The organism is Solibacillus sp. FSL K6-1554 (assembly GCF_038005185.1).
GTDB classification, from domain to species: domain Bacteria; phylum Bacillota; class Bacilli; order Bacillales_A; family Planococcaceae; genus Solibacillus; species Solibacillus silvestris.
In genome coordinates this window covers 3665216-3687500 of sequence record NZ_JBBOSS010000001.1, presented here as the reverse complement: position 1 = coordinate 3687500, position 22285 = coordinate 3665216, and the positions used below count along the sequence as shown (strand labels likewise).

20 protein-coding genes, 2 rRNA genes and 1 riboswitch (1 of these 23 only partly in view) are annotated in these 22285 nt (G+C 41.3%); of the genes, 18 read left to right on the top strand and 4 right to left on the bottom strand.

Going from position 1 to position 22285, the window contains the following annotated elements; genetic code table 11:
- Positions 1-1871, top strand: a 23S ribosomal RNA gene (locus tag MHB58_RS18360); it begins 1058 nt to the left of the window's first position.
- A 183-nt stretch (positions 1872-2054) separates the two neighbouring features.
- Positions 2055-2170: ribosomal RNA gene (gene rrf, locus MHB58_RS18355) — 5S ribosomal RNA — on the top strand.
- A 58-nt stretch (positions 2171-2228) separates the two neighbouring features.
- On the opposite strand, the gene MHB58_RS18350 is transcribed toward rrf, so the two are convergent.
- Positions 2229-2699 (bottom strand): GNAT family N-acetyltransferase, encoded by a 471-nt coding sequence (locus MHB58_RS18350; RefSeq protein WP_014822572.1) that lies wholly within the window; start codon positions 2697-2699, stop codon positions 2229-2231.
- Positions 2700-2898: 199 nt separating this feature from the next.
- Between MHB58_RS18350 and MHB58_RS18345 the strand changes: the two genes are divergently transcribed.
- The 16 genes from MHB58_RS18345 (at position 2899) to purD (ending at position 20160) form a co-directional block, all read left to right on the top strand.
- Positions 2899-3597, top strand: coding sequence for a response regulator transcription factor (locus MHB58_RS18345; protein WP_340735797.1), 699 nt, complete (start codon positions 2899-2901; stop codon positions 3595-3597).
- A complete protein-coding gene (locus MHB58_RS18340; protein WP_014822574.1) occupies positions 3594-5042 on the top strand; it encodes a sensor histidine kinase in 1449 nt (482 codons plus the stop codon). The genes MHB58_RS18345 and MHB58_RS18340 overlap by 4 nt, the downstream gene beginning before the upstream one ends.
- Before the next feature lies 1 nt (position 5043).
- Complete coding sequence (locus tag MHB58_RS18335; RefSeq protein WP_148271491.1) at positions 5044-6081, top strand: LolA family protein; 1038 nt, start codon at positions 5044-5046, stop codon at positions 6079-6081.
- A 152-nt stretch (positions 6082-6233) separates the two neighbouring features.
- On the top strand, positions 6234-6422 hold the full coding sequence (locus MHB58_RS18330) for an NETI motif-containing protein (RefSeq protein WP_014822576.1): 189 nt from the start codon (positions 6234-6236) through the stop codon (positions 6420-6422).
- A gap of 98 nt (positions 6423-6520) precedes the next feature.
- Positions 6521-6620, top strand: a riboswitch (purine riboswitch).
- 169 nt (positions 6621-6789) lie between these two features.
- Entirely contained in the window at positions 6790-7278 is a 489-nt protein-coding gene (gene purE, locus MHB58_RS18325) for a 5-(carboxyamino)imidazole ribonucleotide mutase (protein ID WP_014822577.1), read from the top strand.
- A complete protein-coding gene (gene purK / locus MHB58_RS18320; RefSeq protein WP_014822578.1) occupies positions 7275-8399 on the top strand; it encodes a 5-(carboxyamino)imidazole ribonucleotide synthase in 1125 nt (374 codons plus the stop codon). Before purE ends, purK begins: the two co-directional genes overlap by 4 nt.
- Before the next feature lie 13 nt (positions 8400-8412).
- Positions 8413-9714: an adenylosuccinate lyase gene (gene purB / locus MHB58_RS18315; protein WP_008408740.1), complete on the top strand. Its 1302-nt coding sequence runs from the start codon at positions 8413-8415 to the stop codon at positions 9712-9714.
- A 28-nt stretch (positions 9715-9742) separates the two neighbouring features.
- Positions 9743-10453 (top strand): phosphoribosylaminoimidazolesuccinocarboxamide synthase, encoded by a 711-nt coding sequence (gene purC, locus MHB58_RS18310; protein ID WP_014822579.1) that lies wholly within the window; start codon positions 9743-9745, stop codon positions 10451-10453.
- Between the two features lie 3 nt (positions 10454-10456).
- Positions 10457-10702: a phosphoribosylformylglycinamidine synthase subunit PurS gene (gene purS / locus MHB58_RS18305; RefSeq protein ID WP_014822580.1), complete on the top strand. Its 246-nt coding sequence runs from the start codon at positions 10457-10459 to the stop codon at positions 10700-10702.
- 4 nt (positions 10703-10706) lie between these two features.
- Positions 10707-11390, top strand: a complete 684-nt coding sequence (gene purQ / locus MHB58_RS18300; RefSeq protein ID WP_008408737.1) for a phosphoribosylformylglycinamidine synthase subunit PurQ — start codon at positions 10707-10709, stop codon at positions 11388-11390.
- The gene (purL, locus tag MHB58_RS18295) at positions 11377-13608 is read left to right on the top strand and encodes a phosphoribosylformylglycinamidine synthase subunit PurL (protein ID WP_014822581.1); all 2232 of its coding nucleotides are present in this window, start codon (positions 11377-11379) and stop codon (positions 13606-13608) included. The genes purQ and purL overlap by 14 nt, the downstream gene beginning before the upstream one ends.
- Positions 13584-15002 (top strand): amidophosphoribosyltransferase, encoded by a 1419-nt coding sequence (gene purF, locus MHB58_RS18290; protein WP_008408735.1) that lies wholly within the window; start codon positions 13584-13586, stop codon positions 15000-15002. The genes purL and purF overlap by 25 nt, the downstream gene beginning before the upstream one ends.
- A gap of 24 nt (positions 15003-15026) precedes the next feature.
- Complete coding sequence (gene purM / locus MHB58_RS18285; RefSeq protein ID WP_065217653.1) at positions 15027-16082, top strand: phosphoribosylformylglycinamidine cyclo-ligase; 1056 nt, start codon at positions 15027-15029, stop codon at positions 16080-16082.
- Positions 16082-16654, top strand: coding sequence for a phosphoribosylglycinamide formyltransferase (purN, locus tag MHB58_RS18280; RefSeq protein WP_340735796.1), 573 nt, complete (start codon positions 16082-16084; stop codon positions 16652-16654). The genes purM and purN overlap by 1 nt, the downstream gene beginning before the upstream one ends.
- A gap of 236 nt (positions 16655-16890) precedes the next feature.
- Entirely contained in the window at positions 16891-18426 is a 1536-nt protein-coding gene (gene purH, locus MHB58_RS18275; protein WP_087617515.1) for a bifunctional phosphoribosylaminoimidazolecarboxamide formyltransferase/IMP cyclohydrolase, read from the top strand.
- Between the two features lie 483 nt (positions 18427-18909).
- Positions 18910-20160 carry a phosphoribosylamine--glycine ligase gene (gene purD / locus MHB58_RS18270; protein WP_340735795.1) on the top strand — a complete coding sequence of 417 codons (1251 nt, stop codon included), beginning with the start codon at positions 18910-18912 and terminating at the stop codon, positions 20158-20160.
- Positions 20161-20213: 53 nt separating this feature from the next.
- Here purD and MHB58_RS18265 read toward each other — a convergent pair whose 3' ends face one another.
- The 3 genes from MHB58_RS18265 to MHB58_RS18255 all read right to left on the bottom strand — a co-directional run bounded on the left by MHB58_RS18265 (position 20214) and on the right by MHB58_RS18255 (position 21993).
- Positions 20214-20990, bottom strand: coding sequence for a multidrug ABC transporter ATPase (locus tag MHB58_RS18265; RefSeq protein ID WP_340735794.1), 777 nt, complete (start codon positions 20988-20990; stop codon positions 20214-20216).
- 14 nt (positions 20991-21004) lie between these two features.
- The gene (locus MHB58_RS18260) at positions 21005-21361 is read right to left on the bottom strand and encodes a hypothetical protein (RefSeq protein WP_340735793.1); all 357 of its coding nucleotides are present in this window, start codon (positions 21359-21361) and stop codon (positions 21005-21007) included.
- A 401-nt stretch (positions 21362-21762) separates the two neighbouring features.
- Entirely contained in the window at positions 21763-21993 is a 231-nt protein-coding gene (locus MHB58_RS18255; RefSeq protein WP_014822588.1) for a YgaP-like transmembrane domain, read from the bottom strand.
- Positions 21994-22285: the final 292 nt, after the last annotated feature.

Here is a 22285-nt window from a genome sequence, read left to right as displayed (position 1 = left end):
AATCGTTAAGTGGAAAAGGATGTGGCGTTGCTTAGACAACCAGGATGTTGGCTTAGAAGCAGCCATCATTTAAAGAGTGCGTAATAGCTCACTGGTCGAGTGACGCTGCGCCGAAAATGTATCGGGGCTAAACGATTCACCGAAGCTGTGGATGCATACTTTGAGTATGCGTGGTAGGAGAGCGTTCTAACAGCGTTGAAGTCAGACCGGAAGGACTGGTGGAGCGGTTAGAAGTGAGAATGCCGGTATGAGTAGCGAAACATGGGTGAGAATCCCATGCACCGTATGACTAAGGTTTCCTGAGGAAGGCTCGTCCGCTCAGGGTTAGTCGGGACCTAAGCCGAGGCCGATAGGCGTAGGCGATGGACAACAGGTTGATATTCCTGTACCACCTCCTCACCGTTTGAGAAATGGGGGGACGCAGTAGGATAGGGTAAGCACGCCGTTGGTTGCGCGTGTTCAAGCAGTAAGGCGTGTATGTAGGCAAATCCGCATACTATAACGTTGAGCTGTGATGACGAGCTCGTATGAGCGAAGTTCCTGATTTCACACTGCCAAGAAAAGCCTCTATCGAGGTGAGAGGTGCCCGTACCGCAAACCGACACAGGTAGTCGAGGAGAGAATCCTAAGGTGTGCGAGAGAACTCTCGTTAAGGAACTCGGCAAAATGACCCCGTAACTTCGGGAGAAGGGGTGCTTCTTTGGGTGCATAGCCTAGAGAAGCCGCAGTGAATAGGCCCAGGCGACTGTTTAGCAAAAACACAGGTCTCTGCAAAACCGTAAGGTGACGTATAGGGGCTGACGCCTGCCCGGTGCTGGAAGGTTAAGAGGAGCGGTTAGCGCAAGCGAAGCTGTGAATTGAAGCCCCAGTAAACGGCGGCCGTAACTATAACGGTCCTAAGGTAGCGAAATTCCTTGTCGGGTAAGTTCCGACCCGCACGAAAGGCGTAACGATCTGGGCACTGTCTCAACGAGAGACTCGGTGAAATTATAGTACCTGTGAAGATGCAGGTTACCCGCGACAGGACGGAAAGACCCCGTGGAGCTTTACTGTAGCCTGATATTGAATTTTGGTACAACTTGTACAGGATAGGTAGGAGCCAGAGATCTCGGAGCGCCAGCTTCGAAGGAGGCGTCGGTGGGATACTACCCTGGTTGTATTGAACTTCTAACCCATGCCCCTTAGCGGGGTAGGAGACAGTGTCAGGCGGACAGTTTGACTGGGGCGGTCGCCTCCTAAAGAGTAACGGAGGCGCCCAAAGGTTCCCTCAGAATGGTTGGAAATCATTCGTAGAGTGTAAAGGCATAAGGGAGCTTGACTGCGAGACCTACAAGTCGAGCAGGGTCGAAAGACGGGCTTAGTGATCCGGTGGTTCCGCATGGAAGGGCCATCGCTCAACGGATAAAAGCTACCCCGGGGATAACAGGCTTATCTCCCCCAAGAGTCCACATCGACGGGGAGGTTTGGCACCTCGATGTCGGCTCATCGCATCCTGGGGCTGTAGTCGGTCCCAAGGGTTGGGCTGTTCGCCCATTAAAGCGGTACGCGAGCTGGGTTCAGAACGTCGTGAGACAGTTCGGTCCCTATCCGTCGTGGGCGTAGGAAATTTGAGAGGAGCTGTCCTTAGTACGAGAGGACCGGGATGGACATACCGCTGGTGTACCAGTTGTCTTGCCAAAGGCATCGCTGGGTAGCTATGTATGGACGGGATAAGTGCTGAAAGCATCTAAGCATGAAGCCCCCCTCAAGATGAGATTTCCCATTACGCAAGTAAGTAAGACCCCTGAAAGACGATCAGGTAGATAGGTTCGAGGTGGAAGTGCGGTGACGCATGCAGCTGACGAATACTAATCGGTCGAGGACTTAACCACATTTTATTGCTCAATTCAATGAAACGTTTATCCAGTTTTGAAAGAATGATCTTTCTAAGGGTTTCAAGACACAAGCTAGTCGAGGAAACGACTGAGTGATTGAAGGAGCGTACTTAAGTACGTGACTGAAAGAACGAGGGAAGTTGACGAAGGATAGCGCCGTGAATTGGAAGCCGAAAATAGTGAAGTGATGATGGCAAAGAGGTCACACCCGTTCCCATACCGAACACGGAAGTTAAGCTCTTTAGCGCCGATGGTAGTTGGGGGCTTCCCCCTGTGAGAGTAGGACGTCGCTTCGCACACGCAAAACCACTGAGGAATCAGTGGTTTTTTTGTTGTTATAAATAGTTTCATTTTTTATATTCTCACCATTGTCATAAATTCTGTAACGTCATTACTAAATTCATCTTCTTTAACAAAACCAAGCTTTTTATATAAATGAATGGCTCTCTGATTAAACATCGCTACGGTTAATCTTAGTGATTTACTTGGATACTTCTCCTCAATAAATTTCATAATGCCTGTACAAAACTCGAACCCATTGCCTTTTCCAACAAGATTTGGGTGCATTCCGACTCCCATATCTATTAAATCTGCTTTATAAACACCGAAATGGTTTCCTCTAGGTACTTGAGCACTCTCTCCAATACAGAAAAATCCAATTACCTCTTTATTTTTATCAGCAATGGCATAGTACGATCCATCCATTAATTCTTCAAAAGCCTCATCACTTTGTTCATTATTATAAAAATCGTAAGGCTGTTCATATTTCCATCCGAGAATGGTAGTGGCCATCTTACTGTTCATATTTTCGATAAAGAATTCCATTATTGTGACACCTCTTTTATTTATTTACACAATTGATAGTAACATAAAATTTTCATTTTAAAACGACCATCTTTACTGTGAAAGGTAACTTTGGCTATCTTTAAACAGACATAACAAAGTAAGATAAAATATAAAGGATTTATAAAGTCACAATTATCGATAAAATTACTTGTTATAGTGATGGTAGGAGGCGTACATGATGGAACAACAAATTCTTTTAGTGGAAGATGACCGTGAAATTGCGCGCATTATTAAAGACACCTTAATAAAGGAAGGCTATGCAGTGACATGGGCAACGACTGGGATTGAAGGATTAGAAGATTTTTCTGCCGGTAGCTATGATTTAATACTTGTTGATTGGATGATGCCTGAAATGGATGGGCTATCAATGATTGAACATATTCGACTGCAAAGTGATGTTCCAATTATTATGATCAGTGCAAAAAGTAATGAATCGGATAAAGTCACAGGGTTACAAGATGCCGATGATTATTTGGCAAAGCCGTTTTCTTTAGAAGAGTTAAAAGCGCGAGTTCGTTCTCAAATACGACGATGGCAGAGATATAATAGAGTTTTCACAGCAGAAGATATGGTTTCATATGTACGTGGATTAAAAATTGATTGGGTTAAAGAATGTGTTTATATCGAAGAGGTTGAAGTTAGCTTGACGCAAAAAGAGTTTGCGTTACTGAAAGTATTGGCACAAAATCCTTTCGAGCTATTTACAAAGGAAGCGTTGTATACACATGTTTGGCACCAAGTTGAGCTGGATCAAACACATACGGTAACGGTGCATATTAAAGCATTGCGTGAGAAGCTGCAGGATCCTGTAAAATCACCTAACTATATACAAACTGTATGGGGAAAGGGCTACCGCTTTATAGGTGAACAAGTATGAAAATTAAATCATGGCTTCTCCTTACGTATTTGCTTGTCATGATATTACCGTTACTTGCACTGTATGGGCTATATGTATCCATTAACGATTACTACCAGGATAAAAGTCTTGATGAGTATTTTGAGAAGTGGACAGTTGTATCAGATATAAAAGATTATTTGGATAATCCGTCGCTTTACACGATTAATGCTAATTATAAGGAAATCGAGAAACTGACATCCGATCAGTTGATGATTACGCTGTACAGTCCGAATGGCAAGATTTATTATTCCTCGAATTTAATCAACTCTTTAAACGGTTTTGAATCAAAAAGTGCTGTTTATAAAAGTCTGTTTGAATTTAAACAAAACTATGAAACATTCGTTTATAAAGAACCTGTTTATGAAGATGGGAAAATTAAGGGTGTATACAAGATTACGCTCGTTCGTTCAGAATGGCTGGAACAAGTAAACACAAAATCACTTATTGTCGTAACGAGTTTAATTGTAGTAATGCTGTTGTTATATGGGACGGTTGTCTATATGCTGAATAGGCGCCTCAATAAGCCGGTAAAAAGACTAATGGAACAAATGCGCGCTTTCGCCAAGGATGAAGCAACTAGTCCGCTACCAGTAAAAAAGGATGAAATCGGAGATCTAACCGAGAGCTTTCAATTAATGCAGCAGGAAATTACAGCGACTCGAAAAAAGCTTGCATTAGAGCAGCAGCAAAAGGAATTTATGATTGCCAGTCTGTCACATGACTTGAAAACGCCTCTAACATCAATTCAAGCATATGCAGAAAGTTTACGGCATGGGAACCATACTGAAAAGGATCATCAGGAGTATTTGCAGATCATTCAGTCCAAATCAGATTATATGAAGCAGTTGCTTGATGATTTAATGATGCTAACATTATTGCAGTCACCGACATATGAACTGGAACTTGTAAAAGTTGAAGGCGAAGAGTTTTTCGATATGCTCTTGGGCGACTATGAACAAATCAGCAAAGAAAAGGGGTTTGAAGCAAAGACGACAGCCAATGTGGAAGGGAGTTATCTTGTAAATCCGAAGCAATTGATGCGCGTTGTGGATAATGTTGTCGCGAATGCCTGGACGTACACAAATCCGGGAGGAGCGATTTATATATCCGCATTTGAAACGATGAATATTCCTGCATGGAGTACAAAAAGGGTTGCAGATAACTTTACGGAAAAGGGCGTATATATCGTCGTCCAAAATAGCGGGGTGACCATATCGGAACAGCAGTGTGAGCAAATGTTTGAGCCGCTGTATCAGTTTGATGTATCTCGAAGCCATATAGGTGAGCGAGGGGCTGGTCTCGGATTGAGTATTGCAAAGCAAATTATCGCTAAGCATAATGGGACAATTAAAGCTAAAACACAGCAAGAACAATTAGCAATTGTCATCTGGCTACCACCAATTGAAGAAGAGGGGAATGGATAAAATGAAAAAAATGATATATTCAGCAACATTAATTTTAACGCTGTCTTTAGCGGCATGCAGCAATGAGGAAAATTACTCACCCCAAGAAATATTGAATCAGGCGATGCAGGAAACATCTGAGCTTGATTCTTATTATGGAGAATATAAGACAACAATGGACGACGGGACCGAGATTCTTTCGAAGCAATGGGAGAAAAAAGGTAAGACACGTGTAGAAATGGTTGATTCCACAGGAGAAGAATCGATTACGGTTAATGATGGCAAAACATTAACTTCCTATTCGAAAACAACGAATGAAGCAATGATTTTTGAGCTAGGGCCAGAAGTAGAAAGTTTAGTTCGTCCAACGTTAAAAGAGCAGGCATTGCATACGTTGGAACAAATAAAAAATTCCCATGATATTACAATTGGTGAAGAAGAAAAGATTGCTGGGCATGAAACGTACCATTTAATTGCAAAGGCCAAAAAGCAAAATACGCTTATTGGGGATATGGAAATTTGGGTAGATAAAAAAACATGGATGACATTAAAAACGATTTCGGCAAGTGGCGATATGAAAATAACTTCTGAATTTACGAAATTTGAGCCAAACAGTAAAATTGACGATGCTAAATTTAGTGTAGACATACCCGAGGATGCCGTTGTTAAGGTCGAATCTTTCAAGCCATTGGAACAATTGACAGTAGAGCAGGCTGTCGAGAAGATTGGACCATTTTTTATATTCCCTGAATCCCTTGGTTACACATTGGAAGGAATTGAAGACATGGGGGTTACTGATACGGGAGAGATTGCCTTAACATATTCCAAAAACGGTGATAAGCAATTCTCGCTTTCAATCTTTAAGCCAATGCAGTCAATTGGAGAGGAAGAAGAACTGATTGAAGTACGCGGACAAAAGGGTACTAAAATCGAGTTGGGTACTTTCAAAACAATCCAATGGGATGAAGAAGGTTTACGATATAATGTGATTTTAGAAAATCCGGACTTAACATTCGAGGAAATACTGCAGTTAACAGAGAAAATGGAGATTATAAAATAAACAATTCGGAGCAATTACAGGAAATTTGTGATTGCTCCTTTTTAATTATACTTGTGACAAATCGTTCACAAAATAAAACCATTCTATTAGAAAGTACTAAAAGTATCGTGGTATAGTTAGAGCGATATTTTACATGTGGAAGGATGACCTTTTTGGCTAAAAAGCAAGTATGGTATGAAGTAGAAGAAAATGAAACAATCGAGCAATGCCTTGAAAGAATGAAGAAAGATGGCTATATGCCATTTGGACGCAGAGAAGAGCCGGTGTTCGAAGAAGTAAATGGCGAGCCTATCTATTTGCGTCAAAAAATACAATTTAAAGGTGTATTAATAGTAGAATAACGTACTACTCGATTAAAAACCGAACAATATCTTTTGCTTTAAAAATATTGTTCGCATTTTTGCATTGATTTTATGCGTAACCCTTGTTAAAATGTGTACAGGAAAAACATTTAATCCCTCATATATGCTAGAGAATATGGCTCTAGTGTCTCTACCCGGCACCGTAAATACCGGACTATGTGGGAAAGCAACTTCAGGTATGATGAAATAAAGGATGTGGATCTCAATGCAATTATCTACATATACTTTTAATGCTCAGTCCTCAAGTAGATTGCTTTCTCATGCGTAGAGCGTAGAGAGCAATTTATTTGAGGATTTTTTTACATTTATTACACAAATGGCGAAGATGTTTAAAGGAGCGAAACTCATGAATCCGAAAATTGGCGTTATTATGGGAAGTTCAAGTGATTGGGAAACGATGAAGCATGCTTGTGACATTTTGGACGAGCTGCAAGTGCCTTATGAAAAGCAAGTCGTTTCAGCACATCGCACACCAGATTTAATGTTTGAATATGCGGAAGCTGCACGTGGACGCGGTATTCAAGTAATTATTGCAGGGGCTGGTGGAGCAGCTCATTTACCAGGTATGGTAGCAGCAAAAACGACGTTACCTGTAATTGGGGTACCTGTACAGTCACGTGCGCTAAACGGACTCGATTCACTATTATCGATTGTCCAAATGCCAGGTGGTGTACCTGTCGCGACTGTAGCAATTGGCAAGGCAGGAGCAACAAATGCAGGCCTGCTTGCAGCGCAAATTTTAGGAGCGTTTGATCAGGAACTTGCTGCAAAGCTTGAGGCACGACGTGAAGCGACAAAAGCGCAAGTTTTGGAAAGCACAGGTGACTTAACGTGACGAAAATGATTTACCCAGGACAAACAATCGGCATCATAGGCGGTGGTCAGCTTGGTCGTATGATGGCAGTTGCCGCAAAAGAAGCTGGCTATAAAATCGCAGTACTGGAGCCAACAATGGATTCGCCTTGTGGGCAAGTGGCAGACATACGAATTGTCGCAGCTTACGATGATGAAGCAGCATTGGAAGAGCTGGCGGAAGTTAGTGATGTCATAACATATGAGTTTGAGAATATCGATTACGATGGTTTGAAACGTTTAACACAAATGGCCTATGTTCCTCAAGGCGCAGAGCTTGTGCGCATTACACAAAATCGTGTCACAGAAAAGCAAATGATTGTTGAGGCAGGCTGTCCGGTTGCACCGTATATTGTCACATCTACATATGAAGAGCTGCTAGAAAAAATTGGAGAAATCGGCTTCCCATGTATCGTTAAAACAGCACGGGGCGGTTATGACGGGAAGGGCCAGCAGTTATTGAAATCAGCTGAGGACTTACAACTGGCAAAAGATTTATTTACACATTCACAATGTATTGCAGAGGGTTTTGTTCCATTTACGAAAGAGATTTCGGTCATCGTTCAGCGCAATGGTGATGGTGAAACATACTGCTTACCTGTCGGAGAAAACATTCATATAAACCACATTTTACATGAAACGATTGTCCCGGCCCGTATCGAACTGTCGACAGCACAATTAGCTGAAGAAGCTGCACTTAAAATTGCTGATTCACTGAAACTGATCGGAACATTGGCAGTGGAAATGTTCGTCCTTGAAGATGGCAGCATCGTAATAAATGAATGTGCGCCACGTCCGCATAACTCAGGCCATTATTCCATTGAGGCATGCAATATTTCCCAGTTTACACAGCATATTCGTGCAGTATGCGGATGGCCGCTACGTAAACCAAAACTGTGGGCACCATCAATTATGGTGAATGTACTTGGTCAGCATGTCGTTCCACTAACAAATTCAATTTCAAAATTTCCTGACTGGTCAGTACATTTGTACGGGAAATCAGAAGCAAAGGTAAACCGGAAAATGGGTCATGTTACAATCATGACAGATGATATAAATACAGCATTACAACAAATAACAGACTCTGGTATTTGGCCGGAGTAAAAGGAGAAGATTTATGATAGAACGCTATACACGTCCAGAAATGGGTGCTATTTGGACTGAAGAGAACAAATTTAAAGCATGGCTTGAAGTAGAGATTTTAGCTTGTGAAGCATGGGCTGAAATCGGTGAAATTCCTAAAGAAGATGTAGCAAAATTACGTGCTAACGCATCATTTGATATCGACCGCATCTATGAAATTGAACAGGAAACACGTCATGATGTAGTAGCATTTACACGAGCTGTTTCGGAAACACCAGCACTTGGCGAAGAAAAAAAATGGGTGCACTACGGTTTAACTTCAACGGACGTTGTAGATACAGCACTATCATACTTAATCAAACAGGCGAATGAAATTTTACGCAAAGATTTACACCAATTCATCGCCATTCTGACAGAAAAAGCAAAAGAGCATAAATTTACAGTAATGATGGGGCGTACACACGGTGTGCATGCTGAACCGACAACATTTGGTTTAAAGCTGGCATTATGGCTTGAAGAAATGCGCCGTAACTTAGTACGTTTTGAAGAAGCCGCAAAAGTAATTGAAACAGGTAAAATGAGCGGTGCTGTAGGAACATATGCCAATATTAATCCACGTGTGGAAAGCTATGTATGTGAACATCTTGGATTAGCAGCTGCACCAATTTCTACACAAACATTACAGCGTGACCGTCATGCACAATACTTTTCTACATTGGCATTAATCGCTACATCAATTGAAAAATTTGCGACAGAAATCCGCGGACTGCAAAAATCTGAAACACGTGAAGTGGAAGAAGGTTTTGCGAAAGGGCAAAAAGGTTCTTCTGCTATGCCGCATAAGCGAAACCCAATCGGCTCTGAAAATATGACAGGTATGGCACGATTGATGCGCGGCTACATGCTGACAGCTTATGAGAATGTAGCTTTATGGCATGAACGAGATATTTCACATTCTTCAGCTGAACGTGTCATTATACCGGATGCCACAATTACATTAAATTATATGTTAAATCGTTTCGGTAATATTTTGAAAAACTTAACTGTATTCCCTGACAATATGAAACGCAATATGGAGCGTACATTTGGTCTGATCTATTCTCAGCGTATTTTACTTGCGTTAATCGACAAAGGATTATCACGTGAGGAAGCGTACGATACGGTTCAGCCATTAACAGCGCGAGCTTGGGATGAGCAAACACAATTCCGTCCGCTTGTAGAAGCGAGTGAAGAAATCACAACGCATCTATCACCGGAAGAAATTGCAGACTGCTTTGACTATAACTACCATATTCAGAATGTTGATTTGATTTTCGAACGTTTAGGTCTTAACTAACTAATCAATTAATCAGGAGGAATACGTCATGAATAAAGGCCAGCTTTTATATGAAGGGAAAGCAAAACGATTATATACAACAGAAGATACTGAAATACTTTTTGTTGAATACAAAGATAGTGCGACAGCATTTAATGGTGAGAAAAAAGCCGAGATTGCTGGAAAGGGAAATTTAAACAACCAAATTACGACGTTACTTTTCGAAAAGTTACAAGCAAACGGAATTGAGTCACATTTCGTAAAAAGGCTTTCAGCGAACGAACAGCTTGTACGTAAAGTCGAAATTATTCCAATCGAAGTTGTTACACGCAATATTGCTGCAGGCAGCCTGGCAAAACGTCTAGGCTTGGATGAGGGCACACCGCTTAAGCGTCCAATCGTCGAATTTTACTATAAAGATGATGCATTAGGTGATCCAATCATTACAACGGAGCATATTGACGTGCTGAATATCGCAACACCGATCGAAGTAGAACAGCTGTATAATGCGGCACTGCATGTGAATGAAGTGCTGCGTCCGATTTTTACTGCGGTTGGTGTAACATTAGTCGACTTCAAACTGGAATTTGGTCGTGATAAAGACGGCAATATTTTACTTGCCGATGAAATTTCTCCTGATACTTGTCGTTTGTGGGACTCTACTACAAAACAAAAGCTTGATAAAGACGTATTCCGCCGTGATTTAGGCAATCTAACGGAAGTATATGAAATTATATTACAAAAACTTGGAGGCAACTAACTCATGAAGAAAGTTAAAATATATGTAACATTAAAAGAAAGCATCCTGGATCCACAAGGTTTTGCAGTTCAAGGCTCATTGCAAAAAATCGGTTATGGCGAAGTATCTGACGTACGTATCGGTAAATATTTAGAAGTTACAATTCAAGACACTGACCGCGATATAGATACAATCGTAAAAGAAATGTGCGAAAAAGTATTAACAAATACGGTAATCGAAAAGTACCGTTATGAAGTTGAGGAGGCATAATACGATGAAATTTGCAGTACTCGTTTTCCCGGGGTCTAACTGTGATATCGACATGTTTCATGCGATTAAGGACGAGCTAGGTGAAAAAGTAGAATATGTTTGGCATACAGCTACAAGTCTAGACGGATTTGACGGGGCATTAGTGCCTGGCGGTTTCTCATATGGAGATTATTTACGTTGTGGCGCAATGGCAAACCAATCAAACATTATGTCGGCTCTAAAAGAATTTGCTGCACAAGGCAAACCAGTGCTAGGTGTTTGTAACGGATTCCAGATTTTAACGGAAGCAGGGCTGTTACCTGGTGCTCTAATCCGCAATAAAAATCTTAAATTCATGTGTCGTACAGTACAGCTAAAAGTTGAGAACAACAACACTTTATTTACAAACGGATATGAAGAGGGAGAAGTAATCAATATTCCGATCGCGCACGGTGAAGGAAACTACTACTGTGATGACGAAACATTAGCCTCTTTACAAGCCAATAACCAGATTGTCTTTACATATGAGGGTGAAAATCCGAACGGTTCTTTAGCGGATATCGCAGGAATTATCAATAAAGAAGGCAATGTACTCGGCATGATGCCACATCCAGAGCGTGCTGCAAATGAAATCGTTGGTGGCGCAGATGGTCTTAAACTATTTAAATCAATTGTGAAGCAGTGGAGGGAACAGCATGTTAACAACTAATTTCGAACCAACACCAGAGCAAATTAAAGAAAAACGTCTCTATGCAGACATGGGGATGTCAGATGCGGAATTTGACTTAGCAATTGAAAAGTTAGGTCGTATTCCAAACTGGACAGAAACAGGTCTTTTCTCGGTAATGTGGTCTGAGCACTGTTCTTATAAAAAATCGAAGCCGGTACTTCGCAAGTTCCCGACAAAAGGTCCTCAAGTACTGCAAGGTCCTGGTGAAGGTGCCGGTATTGTTGACATCGGTGATGAGCAAGCGGTTGTTTTCAAAATGGAATCACATAACCATCCATCTGCGATTGAACCATACCAAGGAGCTGCAACAGGGGTAGGCGGAATTATCCGTGACGTTTTCTCAATGGGTGCACGTCCAATTGCGATGCTGAACTCCTTACGTTTTGGTGAGTTGAAATCAGCACGCGGTAAATATTTATTTGAAGAAGTTGTTGCTGGTATTGCAGGTTACGGAAACTGTATCGGTATTCCGACAGTAGGCGGTGAAATTGGTTTTGATCCGTGCTACGAAGGAAATCCGCTTGTAAATGCAATGTGTGTCGGATTAATCGATCATAAGGATATCCAAAAAGGTATTGCTGCAGGAGTAGGAAATACTGTAATGTACGTTGGTGCGAAAACAGGTCGTGACGGTATTCACGGTGCAACATTCTCTTCTGAAGAATTGACAGAAGATACTGAAGAAAGTCGTTCGGCAGTACAAGTTGGGGATCCGTTCATGGAAAAATTACTTCTTGAAGCTTGTCTGGAAGTTGTAAAATCAGATGCATTAGTTGGTATTCAAGATATGGGTGCAGCAGGTCTTACTTCGTCTTCAGCAGAAATGGCCTCTAAAGCCGGTACTGGTGTAGAAATGAACTTGGACTTAGTTCCTCAACGTGAAACAAATATGTCAGCGTATGAAATGATGTTATCAGAGTCTCAAGAGCGCATGCTGATCGTTGTAAAAGCAGGTCGTGAAGATGAAATTAAAGCGATTTTCGATAAATATGATCTTGATGCAGTAGCAGTAGGAAGAGTTACAGAAGACAAAATGCTTCGTTTACTGCACAAAGGTGAAGTGGTAGCAGAAGTGCCTGCAGACGCGCTTGCTGAAGACGCACCGGTTTACAATATGCCGGATGCTGAACCAGCTTACTTTGCAGAATATCAGGCAATGGAAAATACAGAACCAAACGTAACAGATTATAAAGAAACGTTAACAGCACTTTTAAAAGCGCCGACAATCGCTTCAAAAGAGTGGGTTTACGATCAATATGACTATCAAGTACGTACAAATACGGTTGTAGCACCAGGTTCGGATGCTGCAGTATTACGTGTACGCGGTACAAATAAAGGGTTGGCGATGACGACAGACTGTAATGCTCGCTATATCTACCTTGACCCTACAACGGGCGGGAAAATTGCTGTTGCTGAAGCAGCGCGTAACATCGTATGTTCAGGCGGACAACCACTTGCGATTACAGACTGCCTAAACTTCGGTAATCCGGAAAAACCTGAAATCTTCTGGCAAATTCAAAAATCGGCTGACGGTATTGCGGAAGCTTGTTTAGCATTAGATGCACCGGTAATTGGCGGTAACGTGTCAATGTACAATGAGCGTTCAGGTGAAGCAGTTTATCCAACACCAACGATCGGTATGGTTGGATTAGTAAAAGATTTAGCACATGTTACAACTCAGGAAGTAAAAGCTGCTGGAGACGTTGTATATATAGTCGGCGACACGAAAACAGAATTCGGTGGATCTGAATTACAAAAGTTAGTGGAAGGCGGCATTTCTGGCAAAGCACCTTCAATCGACTTGACAGTAGAAGCGGCACGTCAACAATCTATTTTAGAAGCGATTCAAGCAGGACTTGTTCAATCAGCGCATGATGTTTCTGAAGGTGGGGTTGCGGTTGCATTAGCAGAGAAAACTTTCGCAGCAAAAGGTTTAGGCTTAGACGTAGCATTAACTGGTTCTGCAATAACGGCTTTATTCGCTGAATCACAATCACGCTTTGTATTAACTGTGAAAGCTGAACATGCAGAAGGCTTTGAAACAATCGTAAAAGATGCACAAAAAATTGGTACAGTAACAGACGACGCGAACATAAAAATTAGCGGTGAAGCTGGTGTACTTGTTGAAGGTACTGTGGAGGAATTCCGTTCTGCCTGGAAAGGAGCAATTCCATGCTTGCTGAAATCAGAGGCTTAAATGAGGAATGTGGTGTATTTGGCATTTGGGGTAACCAGGATGCGGCGCACTTAAGTTATTACGGTTTACACGCATTACAGCATCGTGGACAGGAAGGAGCTGGTATCGTCACAACTGACGGTAATCAGCTTCAGGCTGTACGTGGTGAAGGTCTTGTAAATGACGTGTTCAATGAAAATAAATTACGTAAAGTAGTAGGACACGCGGCAATTGCGCATGTACGATACGCAACAGCAGGCGGCAAAGGACTGGAAAATGTCCAGCCATTGTTATTCCGTTCTTCAACTGGCTCACTGGCAATTGCCCATAATGGGAACTTAGTGAATGCCACACATTTAAAACAGTTTTTAGAGCGCTCTGGCAGCATTTTCAACTCGACTTCCGATACAGAGGTTGTTGTACATTTAATTAAAAAATCAAAACACTCTCCATTTCGTTCAAAAGTGAAAGAAGCATTGTCGCTATTAAAAGGCGCATTCTCTATTATTCTATTGACGAATGATCAAATGATTGTAGCGCGCGACCGAAACGGCTTACGTCCCCTTTCACTTGGAAAATTGGGTGATTCGTATGTTGTTGCTTCTGAAACTTGTGCATTTGATTTAATCGGGGCGGAATACGTACGTGAAGTGGAACCGGGCGAGTTATTGATCATTTCAAATAATGGTCTTGAAGTCGACAGCTATGTTGAAAAGGACAAGCGAACAATGTGTGCGATGGAATATGTGTATCTTGCACGTCCTGATTCAAATATTGATGAAGTAAATATCCATATGGCACGTAAACGCATGGGGAAAGAACTCGCAAAAGAATGTGCCCATATTGAAGCGGATGTCGTTACAGGAGTTCCAGATTCGTCCATTTCTGCAGCAATAGGATTTTCTGAAGCGAGCGGAATTCCATACGAGCTTGGCTTAATTAAAAACCGCTATGTTGGTCGTACTTTTATCCAGCCGACACAGGAACTTCGCGAACGTGGTGTTAAAATGAAACTATCACCGGTAGTTCAAGTTGTTAAAGGAAAACGTGTCGTAATGGTAGATGATTCAATTGTACGCGGTACAACATCGAGACGCATTGTACGCATGCTGAAAGAAGCAGGGGCGGCAGAAGTACATGTTGTGATTTCTTCCCCTCCAATGACGGATCCTTGTTATTACGGAATCGATACATCGACACATGAAGAGCTGATAGCATCAAGCCACAGTGTGGAAGATATACGAGTTGCAATTGAAGCGGACACATTAACATTTTTATCTTTGGAAGGTATGGTCCGTGCAACGAACCGCCCGTTTGAAGATGAAAATGGCGGACTTTGCGTCGCATGCTTTACAGGAAAATACCCGACAGAAATATTCCCGGACACAGTTTTACCACATGAAAAAGACTGTTAGAAATTAAGGAGGAGCAAGTACATTATGTCAAAAGCATATGAACAGGCAGGCGTAAATATTGAGGCAGGTTATGAAGCAGTAAAACGGATGAAATCACATGTCGAGCGTACGAACCGTTTAGGTGTGATGGGAACGTTTGGCGGCTTTGGAGGCATGTTTGATTTGTCTGCACTGAACTTAAAGGAACCAGTTCTTATTTCAGGTACGGACGGTGTTGGGACGAAACTAAAGCTTGCATTTATGGTTGATAAACACGATACAATCGGCGTGGACTGTGTTGCGATGTGTGTAAATGATATCGTTGCACAAGGTGCTGAACCGCTTTACTTCCTTGACTATGTAGCAGTAGGAAAGGCTGAGCCGGCAAAAATAGAACAAATCGTTAAAGGTGTTGCAGACGGCTGTGTGCAGTCAGGAGCAGCATTAATCGGTGGAGAAACAGCAGAAATGCCGGGTCTTTACGAAGAAGACGAGTACGACTTAGCTGGCTTTGCTGTAGGTGCTTGTGAAAAAGCGGATATTATTACAGGCGAGAAAATAGTGGAAGGCGATGTTCTAATCGGCCTTGCTTCAAGCGGAGTCCATTCAAATGGCTATTCATTAGTTCGAAAAATTGTATTCGCAGACAATGAAATTGCAGTTAATGCAGTAGTAGAAGGCTATGAAGACCTTGGTCCAATCGGAGAAGCGCTTCTAGTTCCTACAAAACTTTATGCAAAGCCTGTTTTAGCAGCCCTTAAAGCAGCAGACGTACATGGTTGTGCACACGTAACAGGTGGCGGCTTCTATGAAAACTTGCCACGTATGATGCCACAAGGTTTGGCAACTGAAATTGATTTAGGATCTTGGCCAGTGCTGCGCATCTTTGAGTTTTTAAAAGAAAAAGGTGCATTAGCGGACAAGGATTTATATAACGTATTCAACATGGGAATCGGTTTTGTTATTGCGGTTCCAGCGAGTGAAGCTGATAAAGTGATTGCTGCAGTAGAAGCTGAAGGTGAAAAAGCTTATACAATTGGTCGCGTTGTCAACGGTGAAGGTGTCATCTTTAATGGCGAACATGACGGGAGCTTAGTGTAATGAGTACGAAAATTGCCGTATTCGCTTCCGGAAGCGGTAGTAACTTTCAGGCAATTCAAGAAGCGATTAGCCGCGGTGAGCTTAACGCAACAATTGAGCTTGTCATTACGGATAAGCCGGGTGCCTATGTTGTGACACGTGCACAAAATTATGGTATTCCTGTTGTGGAGCTTGCACCGAAAACTTTTGCCGATAAGGCCGCCTACGAAGCGAAACTAGTTAAACTGTTAAAAGAACGAGAGATTGAATGGATCATATTGGCAGGTTATATGCGCCTTGTTGGGGAAACGCTTTTATCGGCTTATGAGCATCGGATTATCAATATTCATCCGTCGTTGCTGCCGTCATTTCCCGGAAAAGATGCTATTGGTCAGGCAATGGCTCATGGCGTAAAAGTTACCGGTGTGACAGTGCATTATGTAGATGCGGGAATGGATACGGGAAAGATTATCTCGCAAGGGGCAGTTGACGTTATCGATGGAGACCGTGAAGCAACAGAAGAGCGTATACATAAATTAGAACATGCGCTATACACGAGAACATTACAGCAATTATTTAACGTAAAAAAGTAAATTCGCATGAGCCGCTCCAGTGAGGGCATTGCTCACCGATAAGTAAAAAAATTTTACCAACGAATTGTATTATTTTAAGGATAGTACTTTGACTGGATATTGTTGTTTGGAGTGAAGGCGGCGACTCCTGGGGGACAAGCACGACGCCTGAGACTACAGGCTCAGGCCGTGCCCCCGGAAAGCGTCCGCCGTAACGGAAAACAACACTTATAATAACTAAATTGGAGGACCTAATCGTGACGAAACGTGCACTTATTAGTGTTTCAGATAAAAATGGTATTTTAGAATTTGCAAAAGAATTAGTAGCTCTTGGCTATGAAGTACTTTCTACTGGAGGAACAAAAAGTTTACTACAACAAAACAATGTTCCGGTAACAGCAGTGGATGAAGTAACAAACTTCCCGGAAATTTTGGATGGCCGTGTAAAAACATTAAATCCAATGATTCATGGCGGTCTATTAGGTAAGTTTGATGAGCCAAGCCATGTTGCACAGATGAATGAACATGGCATCCGCCCAATCGAAATTGTATGTGTCAACTTATATCCGTTCGTCGAAACGATTTCCAAGCCGGATGTATCTTGGGATGATGCAATTGAAAATATCGATATTGGTGGTCCCACAATGTTACGTTCAGCTGCAAAAAACCATGATTATGTAACGGTAATTGTTGATGCAAATGACTATTCTGCCGTATTGGAAGAGTTGAAGGCAGATGGAAAAACAACATTAGCAACACGTCGTCGTTTAGCAGCAAAAGTATTCCGTCATACGGCTGCTTATGATTCGTATATTTCCAATCATTTATCAAATGCAATTGGCGAAGAGTTCCCTGAAAACATGACGCTAACATATGAGTTGAAGCAAACATTACGCTATGGTGAAAACCCTCATCAAAAAGCGGCTTTCTATGCAAAACGTTTAGGTTCGGATTTCTCGATTGCCTACGCAACACAATTACACGGTAAAGAGTTATCGTACAACAATATTCAGGATGCAAATGCAGCATTGCAAATCGTAAAAGAATTTGAAATGCCTGCAGCGGTTGCCGTAAAGCACATGAACCCATGTGGTGTCGGTACTGGCGAAACAATTGAAGAAGCATTCAATAAAGCATATGAAGCAGATTCAACATCTATCTTTGGCGGCATCATCGCATTAAACAAAGAAGTGGACAAGGCAACTGCCGAAAAGTTATCGGGTATTTTCCTGGAAATCATCATTGCGCCAAGCTTTACTTCAGAAGCATTAGAGATTTTAACGCAGAAGAAAAACATTCGTCTGTTAACAATCGATTTCACACAGGAAAAGCAGGATCAGTTCAATGTTGTAGCAGTTGAAGGTGGTTTACTCGTACAAGAGCCGGACCGTTTCGGCTTTAAAGATGCAACTATTCAAGTTGTGACAGACCGTGAACCGACTGAAGAAGAGTGGGAAGCATTAAAACTAGGCTGGGCAGTTGTGAAGCATGTAAAATCGAATGCCATCGTTGTAACAGATAAGCAAATGACATTAGGTGTAGGTGCGGGTCAAATGAACCGTGTAGGTGCTGCGAAAATTGCCTTTGAACAAGCGGGAGAAAAAGCACAGGGCGCGGCATTAGCTTCTGATGCATTCTTCCCAATGGGCGACACAGTAGAAGCAGCGGCAAAAGCCGGTATTAAAGCAATCATTCAACCAGGTGGCTCGATTAAAGACCAGGAATCAATAGATGCAGCAAACAAATATGGTATTGCCATGGTGTTTACAGGGGTTCGTCACTTTAAACACTAATTAAAAGTTAGCAGTAGAGAAATTATTAAATTTACGTTATAATAGAATAAAGTTTCGCTAATGTTCTGGCCGGACGTTAGCAGAAGCGTTTGCAAATGCTTTATTTATTCTTCTTTCTGGCCGGGAGAGGGGTAAATAAGACGATTGGGCGATTCTTGGCCGGGTCCCCGTCGTAACCAAATTTTATTAACAACTGCATCGACTTTGGCCGGGAGATGCCATGTTAATAATAAAATAATCATTGATTGTAAGATACACAGCACTACTTTTGGTCGGGTAGCGCAGTGTAAACGACCATTAATGAAAAGCGCTCGCCTAAAATTTGGCGGGCGTTTTTTTATTAGAAAAAAAAAATTTATAGAAAATTATAAGGTTAAATCATGTGTAGGGAATGACTTTAGTTGTTTGTAGTGAAGGGCGAGGACTCCCCGCGGAAGGCATTCGCCCGCAACGGAAATTAACGATAAAAAAGGAGAGCTCATAATGAATATTCTTGTAATCGGTAGTGGTGGTCGTGAACATGCGATCGCAAAGCAATTCAACAATGCACCATCTGTACAAAACGTTTTCGTAGCACCAGGAAATGACGGGATGAAGCAGGATGCGCAAGTAGTGGCAATCGATGCACTGGATTTCGCATCACTTGCACAATTTGCAAAAGAAAATGATGTGGCTTTAACATTTGTAGGTCCGGAGCAGCCATTAGCAGAAGGAATCGTTGACTACTTCAACGAGCAAGGGTTGGTTATTTTCGGCCCAACAAAAGCGGCGGCAAAAATTGAAGGTTCGAAATCTTATGCAAAAGAGATTATGAACAAATATAATATTCCGACGGCAGCGCATGAAACATTTACAGAAGCGGATAAAGCGGTTGCTTATATTAAAGAGCAAGGTGCTCCAATTGTAATTAAAGCGGACGGATTAGCTGCCGGAAAAGGTGTCATTGTAGCGATGACAGAACAGGAAGCGATCGAAGCAGTGGAAGATATGATCGGTAACCAACGTTTCGGTGATTCGTCTTCCCGTGTTGTTGTGGAAGAGTTCCTGGATGGCGAAGAATTCAGCTTTATGAGTTTTGTACATAAAGGACAAATCTATCCAATGGTCATAGCACAAGATCATAAACGTGCTTATGACGGCGATAAAGGACCAAATACAGGGGGAATGGGTGCTTATTCACCAGTACCGCAAATTTCAGAAGACATTGTAAAAGTTGCATATGACACAATCGTAGAGCCGACTGTAAATGCAATGGAAGCAGAAGGTGTATCATTCACCGGTATCCTGTATGCAGGCTTAATTTTAACGGCAAAAGGCCCGAAAGTAATTGAGTTCAATGCACGATTTGGTGACCCGGAAACACAAGTCGTATTACCACGTATGGCTTCAGACTTCGGTGAATTTATGATGAGCGTAATGAACGAGCAGCCATTCGATTTACAGTGGAAAGAAGCAGCTATGCTAGGTGTTGTTGTTGCGGCGGAAGGCTACCCAGGCGATGTGGAAAAAGGAAATGCTCTGCCGGAGCTTTCGGATGTTGAACTGCCGCTATTCCATGCGGGGACAAAGCTTGCGGGTGATCGGTTCGTAGGTAACGGTGGCCGTGTATTATTAGTAGCGGCAGAAGCAACTACATTAAAAGAAGCGCAGGAAAAAGTATATGCTGAACTTGCAAAAAAAGAATGGACGAATTTCTTTTTCCGCAAAGATATTGGCTGGAGAACATTTAAATAAAGGAAAGGCGATACGTACAGACGTGTCGCCTTTTTACTCAATATAGCTGTCTATCATATATCGCTCTTTTTATGTTTCTCAATTTCAATGGCAAGTAAAAGTAACTTGTCATCAAACTCATCGAGAATACGTAATTTTTCTTCAAGCTCCGTCTCGAAACTGGTTGCTTGGATAAAAAGATTTTTGAGCTGGTTTTCCAGGTTAATCCGGGTAATGGATTGTACATCTGTCGTTGGGGAATATTTATGTTCAGGCTCTTTTACTTGGACCATTTCTTCTAAGGTAGAATGAATTTCATCGTTTTTATCTTTAATTTCCTTTAACAGATTGTGCTGTTGATTGATCGTTTCGTGCAGAGAAATTAATTGTTCATTGTTACTGCTCAGGAACGAACGAAGCAAATGATCCAGCTCTTCGACGGCCTGTATATAATTTTCTGAACGGGCAGCAGGAGATTCAATTTTAGCTGTTTTCTCGATTGTTTCTTTTAACTGTTTGTTTTCTTTCTGTAAGTTTTCTTTTTTTTCCACTAGTGATTCTATGGAAGAAATGAGTTTTATTCTTTGCTCTTCACGTAACTGAATATTTTCGTGCAGTTCAATCAGCTCTTTTTCAAAGCTTTTCCTTAGCATCATTAATTCCACGGAAAGTTCTTTTTTCTCATTAATTAACTGATTCAGTTCCTGCTCAAGACTATTTACCATTGAATAATGGTCCACGCTTTGTAGGGTGGATATTTCGTTTTGATATTTGGCGATTTCAGATTTCAAAAAGTTGATGGTTTGCTGTAATTGAAGTGGGTCTTTACTTTTCACGCTATCAATCTCCAAATGGATCCCTCCTATCAAGTCATATTTTTCAGTAAGCTTATAATCTCTTGGAAATCTTTTTCCTTTTCATGTACGAGCTGATTTATTTTTTCTGCAGCTTTTCTCTCTTCTTCTTCATTGGCAGGATATGATGTTTCATATTTATTGTTTGATAATAAGTAAGCCATTAATAAATTGAGTGAACTTTTTTCCGAAAATTTAAAGCTGTTAGTATTTTCCTGTACTTCATCTTTTACCGGTGAAAAATTCTCTTTCATAAAATGCTTTAGGATTTTATCAAATGTTAGTACTTCCGATTCTTCTCGTTTATCTTCAAATTCGTTTATAATGTTTCCTCCTGTTCCAAATAAATAACATTTAAAGCTGTACATTTACATACATCCGCTAAATAACAACATTCAGGTAACTGATCTTGGAAATATGGTAAGAGCCTAGATATAAACTCTCTTGATCTAATTGATGGAATATATTAAAAGTGGAAGTTATTCGTTGAATTCTTTTATTCGTGGATATAATTTTGGGTTTGATTTTCCAGCGCAATTAATTGTATTTCAAAAGGATTGGAGCTTTTAGGCACTGGAAATGCTGCCGTCTTACAAATGATTTTTATTTGCTTATGTAAGCAAAATAAAGAAAGGGCATTTTACCCTTTCTTCACTGTATGATGATTAAGTTATTGGTAACACTGCGATATGTAAAAACGCTATATTTAAATTTAAAATATAGCGCTTTGTAATGTGAGCATTATAGAACAAGCCCCTAGATCCACCTCTTAATCATTGACGGGCATCATTTCGGTCATCTGCTCTGATTTGGCCATCGCGACTACTGGACAATATTGATAATACCCTTCCGCCACTTTCATTGAACCGGCAAGAATCATCATACGACCAACTGTACATTGAGGTTTATGAGCAATTCTCCCGACACCGAATGCGGTCATAGCAACACCGCACATCATACGGATAAAAGCGTTTGTTTCAGAAATATTTGGGGTCAGCAATTATGTTTCCTCCTTTTTTTAGAAAATTTAAAAATTATTTTGGAAACACTTTGCTTTATGAAAGTGCTATGTTACGATTAATTCACCAAAAGGAATATTGTAGCAATTGCCTACATAAAGCAAAATATATTGAACTAAGTATGTGTTTTTCTTTTAAATCGATACGCATTTAATCTAGCTTCAGCAGCTGTTAAAGACAATTGCTGAAGCTACTTGAATCGCAGCAGGATATTTTTTAGAGCTGGTTTAGCATCTTGGAAAAGTTATAAGCGTCTTTATATTAGGTGTAAAA

What these genes read in the sequence shown, in the direction of transcription:
- MHB58_RS18350 (WP_014822572.1), bottom strand. Translation starts at nt 2,699, where the DNA reads ATGGAATTCTTTATCGAAAATATGAACAGTAAGATGGCCACTACCATT.
- MHB58_RS18345 (WP_340735797.1), top strand. Translation starts at nt 2,899, where the DNA reads ATGGAACAACAAATTCTTTTAGTGGAAGATGACCGTGAAATTGCGCGC.
- MHB58_RS18340 (WP_014822574.1), top strand. Translation starts at nt 3,594, where the DNA reads ATGAAAATTAAATCATGGCTTCTCCTTACGTATTTGCTTGTCATGATA.
- MHB58_RS18335 (WP_148271491.1), top strand. Translation starts at nt 5,044, where the DNA reads ATGAAAAAAATGATATATTCAGCAACATTAATTTTAACGCTGTCTTTA.
- purE (WP_014822577.1), top strand. Translation starts at nt 6,790, where the DNA reads ATGAATCCGAAAATTGGCGTTATTATGGGAAGTTCAAGTGATTGGGAA.
- purB (WP_008408740.1), top strand. Translation starts at nt 8,413, where the DNA reads ATGATAGAACGCTATACACGTCCAGAAATGGGTGCTATTTGGACTGAA.
- purC (WP_014822579.1), top strand. Translation starts at nt 9,743, where the DNA reads ATGAATAAAGGCCAGCTTTTATATGAAGGGAAAGCAAAACGATTATAT.
- purS (WP_014822580.1), top strand. Translation starts at nt 10,457, where the DNA reads ATGAAGAAAGTTAAAATATATGTAACATTAAAAGAAAGCATCCTGGAT.
- purQ (WP_008408737.1), top strand. Translation starts at nt 10,707, where the DNA reads ATGAAATTTGCAGTACTCGTTTTCCCGGGGTCTAACTGTGATATCGAC.
- purL (WP_014822581.1), top strand. Translation starts at nt 11,377, where the DNA reads ATGTTAACAACTAATTTCGAACCAACACCAGAGCAAATTAAAGAAAAA.
- purF (WP_008408735.1), top strand. Translation starts at nt 13,584, where the DNA reads ATGCTTGCTGAAATCAGAGGCTTAAATGAGGAATGTGGTGTATTTGGC.
- purM (WP_065217653.1), top strand. Translation starts at nt 15,027, where the DNA reads ATGTCAAAAGCATATGAACAGGCAGGCGTAAATATTGAGGCAGGTTAT.
- purN (WP_340735796.1), top strand. Translation starts at nt 16,082, where the DNA reads ATGAGTACGAAAATTGCCGTATTCGCTTCCGGAAGCGGTAGTAACTTT.
- purD (WP_340735795.1), top strand. Translation starts at nt 18,910, where the DNA reads ATGAATATTCTTGTAATCGGTAGTGGTGGTCGTGAACATGCGATCGCA.
- MHB58_RS18260 (WP_340735793.1), bottom strand. Translation starts at nt 21,361, where the DNA reads ATGTACAGCTTTAAATGTTATTTATTTGGAACAGGAGGAAACATTATA.